11 protein-coding genes and 1 pseudogene are annotated in these 15,979 nt (G+C 40.5%); 4 read left to right on the forward strand and 8 right to left on the reverse strand.

Features of this window, described 5'->3' with window-relative positions:
• Window positions 1-247 precede the first annotated feature (247 nt).
• The 6 genes from IQ259_RS24705 to IQ259_RS24730 form a co-directional block, all read right to left on the reverse strand.
• Window positions 248-730 carry a hypothetical protein gene (locus IQ259_RS24705; protein WP_193888656.1) on the reverse strand — a complete coding sequence of 161 codons (483 nt, stop codon included), beginning with the start codon at window positions 728-730 and terminating at the stop codon, window positions 248-250.
• A gap of 84 nt (window positions 731-814) precedes the next feature.
• Window positions 815-1,003: a hypothetical protein gene (locus IQ259_RS24710; protein WP_193888657.1), complete on the reverse strand. Its 189-nt coding sequence runs from the start codon at window positions 1,001-1,003 to the stop codon at window positions 815-817.
• 82 nt (window positions 1,004-1,085) lie between these two features.
• Window positions 1,086-6,128, reverse strand: coding sequence for a PAS domain S-box protein (locus IQ259_RS24715; protein ID WP_193888658.1), 5,043 nt, complete (start codon window positions 6,126-6,128; stop codon window positions 1,086-1,088).
• Between the two features lie 472 nt (window positions 6,129-6,600).
• Window positions 6,601-7,767, reverse strand: a complete 1,167-nt coding sequence (gene bioF, locus IQ259_RS24720; protein WP_193888659.1) for an 8-amino-7-oxononanoate synthase — start codon at window positions 7,765-7,767, stop codon at window positions 6,601-6,603.
• Between the two features lie 178 nt (window positions 7,768-7,945).
• Window positions 7,946-8,965, reverse strand: a complete 1,020-nt coding sequence (locus IQ259_RS24725; RefSeq protein ID WP_193888660.1) for a RodZ family helix-turn-helix domain-containing protein — start codon at window positions 8,963-8,965, stop codon at window positions 7,946-7,948.
• Between the two features lie 409 nt (window positions 8,966-9,374).
• Complete coding sequence (locus tag IQ259_RS24730; protein ID WP_193888661.1) at window positions 9,375-10,277, reverse strand: alpha/beta hydrolase; 903 nt, start codon at window positions 10,275-10,277, stop codon at window positions 9,375-9,377.
• 220 nt (window positions 10,278-10,497) lie between these two features.
• Here IQ259_RS24730 and IQ259_RS24735 point away from each other — a divergent pair, with 220 nt between their 5' ends.
• Window positions 10,498-11,328, forward strand: a complete 831-nt coding sequence (locus IQ259_RS24735; RefSeq protein WP_193888662.1) for a RodZ family helix-turn-helix domain-containing protein — start codon at window positions 10,498-10,500, stop codon at window positions 11,326-11,328.
• 24 nt (window positions 11,329-11,352) lie between these two features.
• Here the strand turns inward: IQ259_RS24735 and gatA are convergent, their stop codons facing one another.
• Complete coding sequence (gatA, locus tag IQ259_RS24740) at window positions 11,353-12,810, reverse strand: Asp-tRNA(Asn)/Glu-tRNA(Gln) amidotransferase subunit GatA (protein ID WP_193888663.1); 1,458 nt, start codon at window positions 12,808-12,810, stop codon at window positions 11,353-11,355.
• Between the two features lie 350 nt (window positions 12,811-13,160).
• On the opposite strand from gatA, the gene IQ259_RS24745 reads away from it, so the two are divergent.
• The 3 genes from IQ259_RS24745 to IQ259_RS24755 all read left to right on the forward strand — a co-directional run bounded on the left by IQ259_RS24745 (window position 13,161) and on the right by IQ259_RS24755 (window position 15,619).
• Window positions 13,161-14,507, forward strand: coding sequence for an OB-fold nucleic acid binding domain-containing protein (locus IQ259_RS24745; protein WP_193888664.1), 1,347 nt, complete (start codon window positions 13,161-13,163; stop codon window positions 14,505-14,507).
• A 222-nt stretch (window positions 14,508-14,729) separates the two neighbouring features.
• Entirely contained in the window at window positions 14,730-15,269 is a 540-nt protein-coding gene (locus IQ259_RS24750; protein WP_193888665.1) for a hypothetical protein, read from the forward strand.
• A 167-nt stretch (window positions 15,270-15,436) separates the two neighbouring features.
• Entirely contained in the window at window positions 15,437-15,619 is a 183-nt protein-coding gene (locus IQ259_RS24755; protein WP_193888666.1) for a hypothetical protein, read from the forward strand.
• Window positions 15,620-15,733: 114 nt separating this feature from the next.
• On the opposite strand, the pseudogene IQ259_RS24760 reads toward IQ259_RS24755, so the two are convergent.
• A pseudogene (locus IQ259_RS24760) lies at window positions 15,734-15,856 on the reverse strand (ISKra4 family transposase); the annotation flags it as partial.
• Window positions 15,857-15,979 lie beyond the last annotated feature (123 nt).

Here is a 15,979-nt window from a genome sequence, read left to right on the forward strand (position 1 = left end):
TATACCAAAGACAATATTCATCCACAAATTTGACGGTTTGTTTGGGTGGACGAGGCTCTACCATGCTCTGTGTCTTCGTTCTGGGCTTTTTACATCCTTATACTACCGCGATAGTGACACAACAGGGTTATTCACTAAAAGATACATCTCGTTTTGCAAATCAGGATACTCTTGCAGAAGTTGAGAAAACGGAAAGAGTAACAGAAAAAGTTAGGGCGCACAATTTTGCGCCCCTGGTGTATTCCCTTCAATTGGGAACCGTTATATTTGCTTTAGCAGGTTTACTTTTAATTGCTTTAAACCGATCGCCCATTTGTTGAGCTATGGTTTTTAAACCTGGAGTTTTCTTGGCGGCTGTTTTGACGTAATCGTAAACTGTCAAACTGCTACCCATTGCTTCACTACCGACTGCCATGAGAGTATCATCTACTTGTTCTGTCAGTTGTCGCAGTCCAATTAACAGTTCGGTGAGTGTGGTGGCTAGTTGATAATCGCGGATAAATTCATCTAAATCAAAGCTGGCGGGTAAAATTTCGCGGTTCGACTGGGCAGCAATCAGGCTAGTGTTGACAAAAGCTAGTCTTTTATCGCCCATTTTAAATAAACTACGTCGTTCTTCGGCACTCAGGGTAACAAGGAAAGGCAATTTTGCTTGAATCGTGGCAAAGGCGGCTTTAATTTCTTGGATATCTTCTGGAGTAAGGGAGGCTGTAATATTCTGATAAGCCATTGGCTATTTACCGTGATGAATTTTTGTTATGATTCCCACTGGTAAATGCGATCGCACAAGTCTAGTATCATGTTTGGTGAACTTTCACTCTGGTAGTCCAAATTTTGCCCTAACTGTTTGCACAGAAGTTACTCTACCAGCCTGAGAGTCAGCAAGTCCAGCTTCAATTACTTGTCTGACATAAATCTCGTACATTAAGTCATCCCATGTACAGTTTTCTGGTAATTTGTCAATTAACTTTCGAGCTTCTTCTTTGATGTTTAGCCTTTCCATAAATGTTTAAACAAGGGCTTTATTTGTAAATTGTAAGTTACCACACATGGTAAGGAATAACCAATTGCCTACAGAGTTAAGGTTATTTCTGATTAATCATCTGGACGATCGCAATTGCTAAATCAACTGGATCAACGGGTTTGGGGATATGCTTTTGAAAGCCTGCGGCCATTGCTTGTTTGTAGTCGATTTCTCCAGCATAAGCTGTGAGGGCGATGGCAGGAATCTGCCCGCCTTTTTCTGGGGGTAATCGTCTGATTTGACGCAGCAACATATACCCATCCATGATGGGCATTCCAATATCGCTTAATAAAATATCTGGCTGTAGCTGGGTTAATGCTTGTAATACTTCAGATGCGGATGCTAAAGCTGTAACTTCTGCCCCATATTGTTCTAAGGCAAAGCTGAAAAACTCCAACACATCAGCTTGATCATCTACAAGCAAAATCTTCACTCCAGCTAGTAATGTATCCTGAGTTGTCAGTTCTATCTGTGCAGACTTAGCACCAACTTCGGCAGATTCAGCACTTTTATGCAGTGGGAGTCGGACTGTAAAAGTTGCCCCTTGTTCTTCACCAGGACTATCTGCCGAGACTATACCGCCGTGCAGTTCTACTAAATGGCGCACAATGGCGAGTCCTAATCCCAATCCGCCAAATACTCTAGTTGTTTTGCCATCTGCTTGGCGGAAGTAGTCAAAAACGTGGGGTAAAAATTCGGGAGTGATGCCTTTACCGTTATCAATTACTTGAATTTGGGCATCAAAACCAACTTGCTCTAAACGCACTTCTACCCATCCTTCGGCTGGGGTAAACTTAACAGCATTAGAAACCAAATTCCAGACGATTTGTTGCAAGCGATCGCCATCACCCATAACTTCGATGTTATGGTTAGTCAACACTGTTTGCAGTTGGATTGACTTGGCTTCGGCGGCTAAACGCACTGTTTCTAATGCGGCGGTAATGGTACTTTTTAAATCCACTGTGCGGATATGCAGACTTAGCTTACCGCGTAAAATCCGCGACACATCTAATAAGTCTTCAATGAGTTGGGCTTGTAATTTAGCGTTGCGCTCAATTGTTTCTAGTGCCTTAACTACTGTAGCTTCGTCGTTTTTGCGGGTGCGGAGTAACTTTGCCCAGCCCAAAATTGGGTTCAAAGGAGTCCGCAGTTCATGGGAAAGCACAGCCAGAAATTCATCTTTGATGCGGTTGGCTGTTTCCGCTTCCGCACGGGCATGACGTTCGGCTTCGTAGAGTTGAGCGCGAGCGATCGCCTGGGCGCACTGTTGCCCTAGTGTTAACATAAATCCTTGGTCTTCTTCTCGAAATACTTGGGCAGTAGTAAAGCTTAATCCTAAAGCCCCCATAACTTGTTTTTCTACGATTAATGGAATACAAGCAAAAGCACAATTTCCCGTCACAGATACAGACTCTGCTAAGTGGGGATAACTAGCTGTGAAAGCTTCTGGACTTTCGAGAAAAATTGGCTGTCCAGTTCTCACGGTTTCCGCTAAAGGCACATTAGCGTTCAAAGGGAAACTTTTCCAATTATCCAGCATTGATTGTGGATAACCACTTGCTTGCACAACTTTGAGATCAGTGCCTTGTTCTGCTAACAAAGTCACAGAACCTGCACTAGCTCCCAAGGCGGCAATTCCCTGATTTACTACTACGTCTGCTACCTGTTGCGGCGTGATGGCTTCTGAGAGGGCGGCGGTGATTTTTTGTAACCGCACAGTCCGATTAGCAGCCATTTCTGCGGCTTGCTTTGCCTGTTGAGTTTTTTGGTAAAGTCTGGCGTTATCAATGGCTGTGGCAGCACGGCGAGCCAAATCCTCAGCTAAAGCTAAGTTGGCTGAGTTGTAGGGACGGCTAGATTCGCCTCTAGCCAAAGAAATTACACCGAATACTTGTCCCCGTAAGTGGAGTGGAATCACCATCAGAGAACGAATACCGAGATTTTGGAGTAATTGTAAATGCTCTGCGTCTTGCGCCATCTCTGCAATAGTCTGGGATGAAAGTTCAGGATAAAAGACTGATTGCCCTTGTAATAGTATTTCCCTCAAAGGATTCTGATCTTCGTATTTTGGTGGATAACGCCGTCGGAGTTCTGTTAACATTGCTTGTTTAGTAGAATTAACGGCGATTATGGCCACCTGTTGAATTGCATAATCTTCTCCAACAACATCAACAACACACCAATCAGCTAGGCTAGGAACTACCAAATTAGCTAGATTATGCAGTGTGACTTCATAATCTAGTGAAGCAGCTAGGAGGCTACTGGCTTCGACTAAAAAGTTTTGGGCTATTTCTGCTTGTTTGCGTTTGCTAATATCCTCGACAATCCCCACCGCATACTTCGCTTGTCCATTCATATCCCAAACGGTTGAAGAAGTCAGATTTACCCAAACAATCGAACCATCTTTACGGATATAGCGTTTTTCTAAGGTATAACCACTGATTTGATTAGCTAACACTCTTCCCACCTGTGCCCAATCGGTTGCTAAGTCATCAGGGTGGGTAATTTCGGAAAAATTCATCTGGGTTAATTCTGCTTGGCTGTATCCGGTAATGTCACACAGCGCTGGATTCACTTGCAGGAACTGTCCATTTAAAGCTACTAAAGTAATCCCCACCGCCGCTTGGTTGAACATGGCGCGGAACCTGGCTTCACTTTCCCGCAGAGCAATTTCGGCTATTTTGGTTGCTGTCACATCCGCCAGAATAATGCCAATTCCCACAGTTTCACCCATAGCATTGCGAACTGGGTAATAGTTACCCAACCAGTAGCCATAAACTCCTGGTTTTCCTGGTGCTTCCCCACTAATTTCTACATTTAGTAGGGGTTCTCCTGTTTGCAAAACTTGTTCCAACGGCCCTTCAAACTGAGCTACCATCTCTGGAAATACATCTCTAAATTTGCGTCCCAGATGTGCTTCGATGGGGAAACCGTTAATGTCAGCCAAAACCTGATTAATTCTGATATAGCGCAGTTCCCGATCTAGAAAGCATACAGCTATAGGCGCACCTGCTAACAAAGCATCTAACAGCGATAGTGATTCGGCATATTGGATTAAAGCTTGATGATTATCTCGATAAAGTTGGGCATTTTCTACTGCTAAGGCGGCGCGATAAGCAACATCTGTCGCTAAAGCCAAGTCAGCTTGATCGTAACAACGATGGGAATCAGCGATCGCAAATGTTATACAACCGAGTACTCGCGTGTGTGCCACTAACGGCACAATCATGGCCGACTTCACCCCCATTTGTCGAACAATTTTTAAATGTTCCTCATTCTCAGTTGCTTCTAACAACAAAGAATCAGGCACTTCGGGAATTAATTCTGGTTGTCCAGTTTGCAGTACTCTAGCGATCGGATGTCTACCTTGGCAATTCGGTACATACTCTTGAAGTTTTTGGGCTAACTCTACTTTGGATGGATCTGCATGAGCAATAGGTAAGCGGCGAATTGAGCCATCTTCAGCTAAGATATCAACACAACACCAGTCAGCCATCTGCGGCACAGAAATTTTGGCAATTTGTTGCAAAGTTTGCTCATAATCTAATGAAGTAGAAAGTAAACTACTAATTTCAGCAACATAACGGAGTTTATCCTCAGACTCCTTGCGCTCTGTAATATCGAGAACAAAAAAAGCCCCCCTATCTAGAGTCCCATCCAAGTGGCTACCACCTACTAAAACTGGAAGGCGAGTCCCATCTTTCCGAAAATATTCTTTTTCAAAAGGAATGCAAAAGGAATTTTCTTCAAATTGCCCCAATGCTTGCTCATCAAGTCGTAAATACTCAACCGGTGTTAGACTTCGCCAGTCAATTTCACCTCCTACCACTTCTTCTCGGCTGTAACCTAACATATTTAGCAAAGCATCATTGGCATCTGTGATTTTGCCATCTTTTTCCCAGAAGCCAATACCAATCATATTTGACTCAACTACACTACGAAATTTCGCTTCACTTTCTCTCAAGGCGTATTCAGCTTGTTTCAAAGGAGTTATATCAACGCCACTAATCCCTACCCCCAGCAATTTCCCATCTGGTAAACTTACCGGATAGTAGCTCACAAGACCATAACGATACACTCCAGGCGGATAGGTTTCACCACTCACTTCCTGGTTAAGTAGTGGCTCCCGTGTTTGCATCACTTGTTGAAAAACAGGCTCTAGTTGTGTTGCCCATTGGGGTAATACTTCTTGTAAGGTGCGGCCAATGTGTTGATTTTGCGGTATACCGTTAGTAGCTGCTAAAGCTTCATTAGCATAAACATAGCGGAGTTCTGTATCAAGAAAAGCTAGTGCAATTGGGGAAGTGGTTAGCCAAGCATTTAGCAACGCCAAAAATTCATCTTTTTGCTGGAGAGCTTGCTGAAGTTCGCTTTGCAACTTGGCTTTTTCGAGTTCTGTTTCCTTGCGCTCAGTAATATTCACTGCTACACAGGTGACACCGCCTTCCATATCTTTGAGCGGTTCCACCAACAAGTCATAATATAAAACTTCTCCTCGCAGAGTTACACACACTTCTTCACGGGCTGAAATGTCCTGTTTTATTGCTCTTTGTTTAATTGCCGTCAATTGCTCTGCTACTGAAGTTGGGAAAAGTTCATAGTCAGATTTCCCCAGTACTGATTCAGCCTCCACTCCTTGAAGATTATGAACCCATTCATACTGTAAGTCTTTATCCTGCTGAAACACTATAATGTCTGAATTGCTGAGGGCTACGCGAAATCGCTCTTCACTGACTTTGAGCTTCTGGAGATTAACTTCAGCTTTACATTTAGCGTGCCTTAATGCCTCGCATAGAAAACTAACGAGTAATCCTTGCACAGCAAATAACACTATCTTTACACCATTAGATAAGCTTAAATTTAGTGCGTAGTGTTGGGAAAGAAAAAAGTAATCGCTCAGGATTACAGATAAGAAGGTTGCCAACAACCCTGCTTTTAAACCACTGTACCAAGCACTCACCATCACAGCACTAAAAAATAGCAGGAATGGCGTTCCTTTCATGTCTAGCATAGGGTCAAGCAATAGCATTATTACTAGTGCTGTGGCGACAATTAACACTACAAAGCCATAACGTAGTAACTGCGAATAATGAATGTAGGGCATGAAAAACTTGTAAACAAGCAATATTTGTAGCGAGGGCTATACCTACCCTAAGCTAGTTTGCAAATTTTCGGAACTTATCTTCAGATAGATCCTTTGTTTAAAAAAAAAAAAATCTTTTGCTAGTGGTCAATTTTTTGATAATACTGTAACGCCGTGTGCAACTTTCTCTCAAACCTAACCCCCAGCCCCTTTCCTACAAGGGAAGGGGAGCAAGAATTAAAGCCTCTCTCCCTGTGGGGAGAGGTTTGGAGAGGGGTTTTCAAAATAAGTCGCACATCGCGTTATTGTATGTCAACCTAAACAAACTTGTAATATCGTAAGATTTTATTAATACTAAGTTTTTAATTTTAAACAAACTAATTTTGTACTCCTATCTTAAAGCCTAAAATTAAAAATGTGGCTTGAGCAGGAATAGAGTTTGATGTGATACTGGTTTATAACTTTAGGTATTAGCATAATTAAACATGATGATTTAATAAGTATCTTTTAGCACGGTTACTAGTTTTTCTATCTGCGCCGCTTCATGAGTAGCCATTACAGAAATTCTGATGCGACTTGTAGGCACTGTAGGCGGACGAATTGCGGGGGCGAAAATGCCAGCATCTTTGAGATGCTTACCAATTCGTAGTGCATCGGCTGGACTGGGTAATTGAAAACAGAGTATGGGTGATTCCGTAGGCAGCAATTTGAGGTTAGGTAGCTGCTGCTGCATTAAATTTTTGAGATAATCTACATTACGCCACAATTGATTTCGCCTTTGGGGTTCTTGTGAAATAATTTGAATTGCGGCTAAGGCTGCTGCTGTATCCGCTGGTGAAAGTCCGGTGGTGTAAATCCAAGTGGGGGCGCGATTGCGTAAAAAGTCAATGAGGCTGGCGCTTCCGGCTACATAACCGCCCAAACTACCCAAAGCTTTACTTAAAGTCCCAATTTGAATTAGCTGCTTTCCTGTACATCCAAAATGTTCGACACATCCAGCGCCAGTTTTGCCAATTACCCCAGTGGCATGAGCTTCATCAACTAGTAGCATACAGTTAAATTCTTCAGCTAGTTCTAATAGTGCTGGTAAAGGGCATAAATCGCCATCCATGCTGAAGACACTATCAGTCATAACTAGACAACGGCGGTAGTTTTGTCGCTGTTGGCTTAATTGAGTTTTTAAGGCTTCAACATTACAGTGTGGATATTCAATAACTGCTGCGCCGCTAAGAATTGCGCCATTTTTCAGACTGGAATGATTGTACTGGTCAGAGAGAATTAAATCACGTTTACCAACTACAGATGCGATCGCCCCTAAGTTAGCCAGATATCCTGAACTAAATACAAGCGCATCTGCGGTTTGTTTGAGAGATGCGATCGCTATTTCTAATTCTCTGTGTAATTCTCGATGCCCACTGAGTAATCGAGAACCAGTGCTACCAGTACCAAATTTATTAATAGCTGCGATCGCCGCCGCTATTAACCGCTCATCCCCAGCTAATCCCAAATAATCGTTACTGGCAAAGTTAATTACCTCTCGCCCCGCCAAAACAACCGTCGCACCAGGGCGATCGCTCAATGTCTGTACTGAACGATACCAGTCCGCCCGATGAATGGTTGCTAATGATTGTTCTATCCAAGCATAAGGGTCTGGGGTCATAGAGCAGGTGACAGGTGACAGGTTACAGGTGACAGGTTACAGGTTGCAGGTTACAGAATTAAAAGTCTTTTAGTGTCTAAGTTTTATCAATTGCTATACTTTCTCATAATGGTGAATGTAAAGTATGAAGGATAATTTTTCATACTTCACACTTCACACTTCACACTTCATACTTTTACTACAATGCTTCTGGCGGGGCAATATCTGAGCCTACACTAATTCCAGTACGACTGGATTTTATGCCTGGTTTGGCAGTTATCTCAGGATTTCGGGTTGACTGAGAAATAGACGAAGACGGCGTTATGTCTGGATTCAGGGTTGTGTCAATTGTTCCAGGCTGCGACATTAACGATAATCCTCCTACTGTCCCAGCCACAAGCGCTGTGTAGCCTACATACAAATGCACAGATCGTATTTCCAGCCCCAATCCTTTAGAGTTATGTTTAGGCTGAGACCAAGAAGGTAAAACTGATGGCACAGTGTTAGTTGCAGGTAAAGAATTAGCTAAAATTGTGCCATTTAGCCCCAAAGCATTACCCATAACGCGGATAAATCCTCGGACTAAAATATCCTCTGGCAGTAATTCTAAATTACCATTTTCTACCGCTTCCATTTGATGGATTGGCAGGTGAGTGAATATACTCAAATCCCTAAAAGAAAAACCTCTAGCTTCACGAGCTTGTCGCAGTTGCTGACCAATTTGACGCATAATTTCTAAACGCTGTTCGGCAACCATTTGCTTTTCTAGTTCAGGGTTGGTAGTTTTTTGATGGGGATTGAAAAACTTCATGAGTGCAGTTACAGGATGTCTGTGTTCTGAACTTTCGGCATTCTTTACAGAGGTATTGGTTAAATCCTCGGTTGCCAAAGATTTTGTTATATTATCGTTGGTGATGTTATTTGCTACATTACTACAATCTTCTGTATCTGTTTGTTGGTTGCTATCTGTCGCTTTTGCGTGATGTGCAAATTGATGAAATGCTAAACCAATGGCCTCTCTACTTACAGCTTTAAATAAAGTCTTGGCTTCCTCTGAGGAGCCTAGTAACTTTTGCAATGCAGCCACAGCTTGACGATAAACTTTACTGCGATGGAGTTCAGACTCAATTTCACCCAGCAGCGATCGCAGTTCGTCTTGCGAAATTTCAATAGCAGAATTTCCCGGAATTTTGAATAAGTATACAGGTGTCGTAGTCATGATTGAAGTTGCTCCTGATGCCAAGAAGAGACTGGTTGTACCTGTATAAATTCTCCTATTTTTGGAATATTATATCCGGATATTTATCTATGATTTTGCAAATTTCTTTAGTAAAATTATCACTCATCAATAATGATATATTAAATACTTATCTCAGCTATATTTAAAAAGCTAAAGCCTGAACAGCCTGCAAAGGCTATCTTTAGCCTAGTTGGATTTGTGTAATATCTAAATATGTATTTACGATATTTTATCGTATTATTACTTAATTAATAGTTTTTATTATTACTAACTCTAACTTTATATTCGTCAAGAATTAGCAATACTGTTCGGATAAGAATTTTTATCAACCCAAAATGCCTGTAGAAACGTTGCATTGCAACGTCTCTACAATCTACTTTGCCATACATCAAGGACGAGAATTATTATGTGCTTGTGCTTGTCGAACAAATGACTGCACCCATTGCAGATATTTCCCGCCAGAGACTACGGCTGTATTATTATGGTCTGCACCTGGAACAAAAATTAGTTGTTTCGGTTCAGGAGCAGCATCATACAGTTTTTGGCTCATGTAAGATGGCACAGTTGAATCAGCAGTACCGTGAATGAATAAAACTGGCATTTGTAACTGCGATACTTTTTCGATAGATTCAAAGCGCTGTGTCAGAATCAAATCGACCGGAAATATCGAAAACAAGTTCCGAGTAGATACCATGTCGCGGATAGATGTAAACGAGCTTTCTACAATTAATCCAGCAGCTTCTGGGTGTTTCACTGCTAAATCAATGGCGATCGCACCACCTAAAGAATGTCCGTAAATAAAAATTTGCTGGGGTGGAATCTGCTGTTGCTGCGTAAGATATTGCCAAGCTGTAGCAGCATCTTGATAAACTTTAATTTCATTAGGAAAATCGCCTTGACTGCGCCCATATCCCCGATAATCAATCAGCAGTACCGAAAACCCTAGTTGATAAAATCGATTGGTATGAGCTATATTTGCCCCAATATTAATGCCATTCCCGTGCAGATATAACAACACCTTGGCATCGGGCTGGTTGGCTTTAATCCACCAACCGTGGACGTTTTCCACCTTACCCGCGCTAGTTTTCACAGGTAACCAGACTTCTTCATAAGGCAGATTAAACAACTCCGGTGTTTTTTCAATCACACTGGAGGGAAAAAAGATGAACCTTGGTTGCTGGACAAGCAGGAATATACAGATGGCAGAGTAAGCGATCGCTGCAATTATTCCTACCCAAAGTAGCAGCCTAGACCCTAATAACAATAACAATTGCAGCTTGCGTATTTTCATGTGAGCGAACTTATGCTTTAAAAAATACTTATATAGCAGTTTTCGCTTTTTTCGTATAGTGTCGATAGCGACTTTTCTCAGCGCAAGACAATCGTCATCAGCAAATATGCAACTTAAAGGTGTAATATCTTGTTTTCCAACTAAAATTAAATATGGTCAAAAAATTAATTAGTAATTCTTTTGTTAAATGGTAAACATGAGTCAATTTTAGGAGAAGGTCGTGAACCTCTTACAAGACAATCAAAAAGAACAGTTACAAGAAATAAGTAAAACTTTAAGACAGGTAAGAGAAGAAAAATCTATCCAACTTGAAGAAGTAGCAAAAAAGACAAATATTCGACTAGCTTCTTTAAAAGCTTTAGATGCTGGTAACTTTGAGGACTTGCCTGAACCTATCTATATTCAAGGATTTATCCGTCGTTATGCAGATGTCATCGGCTTGGATGGTGCTGCTTTAGCAAAAACTTTTTCAATTGAATTTGTGACTCCAGAATTTGATAGTAATTTCAGTCAAAATTTAGAGAAGAAACCAAAAAATCACATACCTCTGTTTATACCTTACTTCGTCTTGTTATTAGTTGCTTCAATTGGGCTTATTTATGTACTCAATCCCAAATTTTCAGCAGAATCTTTAGTAAAAAAATTCAACTCAGGAACCTCACACAAACAAACACCAGCAGTATCATCTACATCATCAACGGCTGAATCTTCTCCATCCTCAGGACAGGAACAAATATCACTACCTACTCAAAATCTCACTACATTACCTGTAGCAGTATCGCCCCATGATACTGCTAGTCAAGCTGTAGCGGTCACTTTAGAATTTCAAGACAGATCGTGGTTACAAGTAAAGGCAGACGGCAAAACTGAATTTGTGGGTTACTTAACCAAAGGGGAACGTAAAACTTGGACAGCAAAAAAACAGTTGACTGTCAGTTCTGGGAATGCCGGTGCTGTATTATTTTCTGTGAATAATCAACCAGCAAAACCTTTGGGAAGTCCAGGTAAAGTCCAAGAAGTCACGTTCACCCCAGAAGTCAACAGTCAATAGTTATTTTCTCCTCAGCACTCAACACTAAAGTTGCGGTTGACGAAGATGCCAATTAGTGGATTGTTCATAAGCGTAAGCGACTTGGAGTATTTGGTCTTCTCTTAATACATTGCCAATTACTTGTAAGCCAATGGGTAAACCGTTGTCATCAAAACCACAGGGTACGCTGATACCAGGTAAACCAGCCAGATTCACAGGAATTGTCATCAGGTCATTTAAGTACATGCTCAAGGGATCTGTGGTTTTTTCCCCGGCTTTAAATGCTGTAGTGGGAGCAGTGGGAGTAACTAACACATCGACATTTTTAAACGCATTTTCAAAGTCTTGCTTAATTAGGGTGCGGACTTTTTGGGCTTTGAGATAGTAAGCGTCATAATAACCTGCCGATAGCGCATAAGTGCCAATCATAATCCGGCGTTTGACTTCTGTACCAAAACCACTAGCACGGGTACGAGTGTACATAGACAGCAAATTATCTGCATCAGGTGTGCGTAAACCATATTTCACGCCATCATAACGAGCTAAGTTGGCTGATGCTTCGGATGGGGCGATGATGTAGTAGCTAGGTAAGCCATAGCGGAAACGAGGACAGGAAACTATATGAATCTCTGCTCCTAAACTTTGTAATTGGTCGATCGCTTTGGTAACAGCGTCCTCAACAACAGAGTCTAAACCTTGGCCAAAGGTTTCTGTAATTACCCCAATCCGCATCTTTCTTCTAGCTTTGAGGTCTGGTTTTAAGGTAGCAGCGTAGTCAGGAATTTCTACTTTTAGGCTGGTGGAATCTTTGGGATCATAACCTGCGATCGCTCTCAACAAAATTGCTGTATCTTCTACTGTGCGCCCAAAAGGCCCAATTTGATCCAAAGATGAAGCGTAAGCCACTAAACCGTATCGAGAAACTAGGCCGTAGGTTGGCTTCATCCCCACTACACCACAAAAGGATGCTGGTTGACGAATTGAGCCACCAGTATCAGAACCCAGGGATACAACACATTCTCCCCCCGCTACTGCTGCGGCTGAACCGCCAGAAGAACCACCAGGAACCCGCGTTAAATCCCAGGGATTAGCTGTTACTTGGTAGGCAGAATTTTCTGTCGAACTACCCATTGCAAACTCATCTAAATTGGTTTTGCCAACCATGACAGCCCCTGCATCCATCAGTTTTTGTGTCACTGTTGATTCATAAGGTGGCACAAAATTTTCCAAAATTCGGGAGGCGCAGGTGGTAGGAATTCCCTTGGTACACATATTATCTTTGATGCCAATGGGAATCCCTGCTAGGTTGCCAATTTCTTCGCCAGCAGCGATTTTTGCATCTACAGCACGAGCTTGATCTAACGCCTGTTGTGCCGTTACATGCAAGAAACTGTGCAATTTCGGCTCTAACGCTTGAATGTTATCCAAAGCTTCTTGGGTAATTTCAACGGCAGAACGTTCTTTTTTAACTAGCTGTTCGTGCAACTCGCGTATGGATGCCATGACTGCTCCCTTGGTAACTCAAGTCCTTGATTTTAGTACATATTGCGGGGTAATTGGGGAAAAGTATGAAGTATGTAGACGCGCAGCGGCTTGCCGCAGGCTAGTATGAAATTGAATACTTAAATTTTTATGAGTACTTAGGTTCGGGTAAAAACAGCAACTAAATGTTTTATAACCGCATGTTTGCAAATCATGAAATTTGAGCTATTAACTTGGCTATAAATTTCAGTTATTGTCGTGTAAGAGGATAGCAGTGTACTTTACATAAGTACATTTTTCAGTTTGGCTATTGGTTGATAATTACAGGAATATAATTAACTTTTATAAAATTTGTTAGGAGGAATAAGAAAATGGTAAAAATAATTACTCGTAAATATGTTGGTCAAGAAAATGTATATGACATTGGAGTAGAACATGACCATAATTTTGTGATCAAAAATGGTTTAATTGCTTCCAATTGCTTTAATAAATCTCACTCTACTGCTTATGGATATGTTACTTATCAAACTGCATATTTAAAAGCTAATTATCCATTGGAATATATGGCAGCGCTGTTGACGGCTAACAGTGGTGACACAGACAAGGTGCAGAAATATATTTCGACTTGTTTGAGCATGAATATTCAAATTGAGCCGCCGGATGTTAATCGTTCTGGTGTAGATTTTACACCACTGGGCGACAAAATTTTATTTGGATTTTCCGCAGTGCGTAATGTGGGGCAGAATGCGATCGCCTGTATTTTGGAAACTCGTGAGCAGGAAGGCGAGTTTAAATCACTATCAGATTTTTGCGATCGCATGGATTTGCGTACAGTTAATCGCCGGACTTTGGAATCCCTGATTTATTGTGGAGCTTTTGACAAAATTGAACTCAATCGCCACCAATTAATTAAAGACCTAGAACTTGTTTATGATTGGGCGCAATCTCGTGCTAAAGATAAAGCTAGTGGTCAAGGTAATTTATTTGATTTATTAGGTGGATTTTCTAATACTACTAAAACAGTCAGTAACGTCTTTGATTCTGCACCCAAGGCACAACCTGTGCCAGACTTTCCGCCCCAGAAAAAGTTACAGATGGAAAAAGAATTGCTGGGGTTTTATGTATCAGATCATCCATTGAAATCTATTAAGAATTCGTCTTCAATTTTAGCACCAATTAACTTATCACAACTGGGAGAGCAGAAAGAAGACACATTACTTTGTGCAGTTGTGATGTTAAATAATGTGAAAAAAGTTACAACTAAAAAAGGCGATCAGATGGCAATTTTGCAGATAGAAGATTTAACTGCACAATTAGAAGCTGTTGTCTTTCCTAAAACTTATGAACGTGTGAGTGATTTACTAAAAGTTGATGCCAGATTAATTATTTGGGGTAAAGTAGACCGACGAGACGAACAAACACAATTAATTGTGGAAGATGTCGAACCAGTAGAAACAGTCCAAATGGTGATGGTAGAGTTAACTCCTCAGCAAGCAAGCACAATTGAAGAAAGTCATAACTTAAGAACAATTTTGAAAGAACTTTCAGGGGATAAGGAAAAAGCCAAAGTTCCCGTAATTGGAATTGTCCAGGCTGGTAACTCTCGTCAACTTGTCCGGTTTGGACGACAATTTTGGGTACAAGATGCACGTTCAACTGTTCTAGCACTACAAAATGCCAGATTTCTTGCTCACGTCAAACACTTGACTGGTAATTGAGCAGAAATTTTTAATAAGTAAAGTAATAAAAAATCTTTTTCCTTTAATCAACTGAAATCAGTTGATATCTTAATGATTGCTTCGTCAACAGTATATTGCCGTAGTAATACTGTAATAAATTGTTTTTTTTAGTGACTTATGCGGATGATATTTTCTAGGAAAAAATAGTATCTTTTAATGCTATGAATAGCTGAAAAATCTAAGTAAAGGAGCTAAAATTTAATGATTGCAAATGATTTACATAGATTTGTTTATTATTGTAAAAAAATTCAACCCCAAACCCAAGAAGATATTCAACAATTTTTTGAAGGAGTGATAGTTTTTCCTTACGACAAGGAACTACTTTTGCAAGCTTATTTATTTTTAAATATCAAAAATTTGTTTCCTGACTGTTACGAATTACTTTTATTTGAAAAGTCGCCAATTGCCGATTATACAGATTTAGGAAAGTGTGATTTTGTTTATCTTACATCAAGAGGTAATCTGTTTCTCATCGAAACTAAATTTATTGATACAGAAGCGACAGGTGCTACAGAAAGAAAAAGAAGAAATAAGCATAGAAACAAAGTGTTTGAACAAGTAATTACTTTAAAAAACCGATTTAGTGAATATTGGGATATTAAATTAGATCAATTAGAATGTGGGGTTTTTACTACAGATTCAGAAGTTGATTGGCGAGGTAATGACATGAACGTGATCACGAGGTCAATAGCAATTGATCAGTTAGAAAAGTGGCGCAAAACTTATAGAAGAATTAACTGAACATTTTTCTAATTCTATTAATTTAGAACTAAATTTTTATTTAAATGTAATTTTATTTTATGTTAATATCAAGTTTCTAGAGACGCGAATATTCGCGTCTCTAACATTTTTGTCACTTCCCCACCCAACATCTCTAGCACAATAATTTGCATTATTAGGAACTAATGATGAACCGCTCAAAAATAGTCGCTATTATTACAGGTGCAATTTCTATATTACTAGCTGTTGCTTATCTCATTATTGTCCAAATATTGGATTATCGAGATATGCAGCCTGCTCCTATCGGCCAAGTTGAATCAGCGCCAGTGGTTATGATTGATACCACTAAATTTACGACGGAATTTATCTGATCAGTTGAAGGGTGAAAAGAGATGGAAGAAACACCTTTTCATCTTTCCCCCAAGACAAAATTTTGTTATGGTAACAGCCAAGGTGATTAAAACAGAGTGCATCCCAGTTTTTATTTAGCGAGCAAAAATTAATCCATTAAGATAGGCACAACGATGAGCTAAGACTGGAGGAACGTTATCAAGTTTCCATTGTGCGCCAGAAATTTTAATTCGACGATCAATCTGTTTAACAGCAGAAATGTTGAATGCTGATACAAAAATTTACATATATAGTTACACTAACTCTATTAAGCCTAAAATAGTCAGCATGACATCATCTCCTCAAACCAATGAACGTAACTGATTTTCTGACACATGCAA

It is taken from the genome of Fortiea sp. LEGE XX443 (assembly GCF_015206815.1).
Lineage (GTDB): Bacteria > Cyanobacteriota > Cyanobacteriia > Cyanobacteriales > Nostocaceae > Nostoc_B.

Bases quoted from the DNA above. Each gene is read 5' to 3' on its own strand.
- IQ259_RS24705 (WP_193888656.1), bottom strand. From the start codon at position 730: ATGGCTTATCAGAATATTACAGCCTCCCTTACTCCAGAAGATATCCAA.
- IQ259_RS24710 (WP_193888657.1), bottom strand. From the start codon at position 1,003: ATGGAAAGGCTAAACATCAAAGAAGAAGCTCGAAAGTTAATTGACAAA.
- IQ259_RS24715 (WP_193888658.1), bottom strand. From the start codon at position 6,128: ATGCCCTACATTCATTATTCGCAGTTACTACGTTATGGCTTTGTAGTG.
- bioF (WP_193888659.1), bottom strand. From the start codon at position 7,767: ATGACCCCAGACCCTTATGCTTGGATAGAACAATCATTAGCAACCATT.
- IQ259_RS24725 (WP_193888660.1), bottom strand. From the start codon at position 8,965: ATGACTACGACACCTGTATACTTATTCAAAATTCCGGGAAATTCTGCT.
- IQ259_RS24730 (WP_193888661.1), bottom strand. From the start codon at position 10,277: ATGAAAATACGCAAGCTGCAATTGTTATTGTTATTAGGGTCTAGGCTG.
- gatA (WP_193888663.1), bottom strand. From the start codon at position 12,810: ATGGCATCCATACGCGAGTTGCACGAACAGCTAGTTAAAAAAGAACGT.
- IQ259_RS24745 (WP_193888664.1), top strand. From the start codon at position 13,161: ATGGTAAAAATAATTACTCGTAAATATGTTGGTCAAGAAAATGTATAT.
- IQ259_RS24750 (WP_193888665.1), top strand. From the start codon at position 14,730: ATGATTGCAAATGATTTACATAGATTTGTTTATTATTGTAAAAAAATT.
- IQ259_RS24755 (WP_193888666.1), top strand. From the start codon at position 15,437: ATGAACCGCTCAAAAATAGTCGCTATTATTACAGGTGCAATTTCTATA.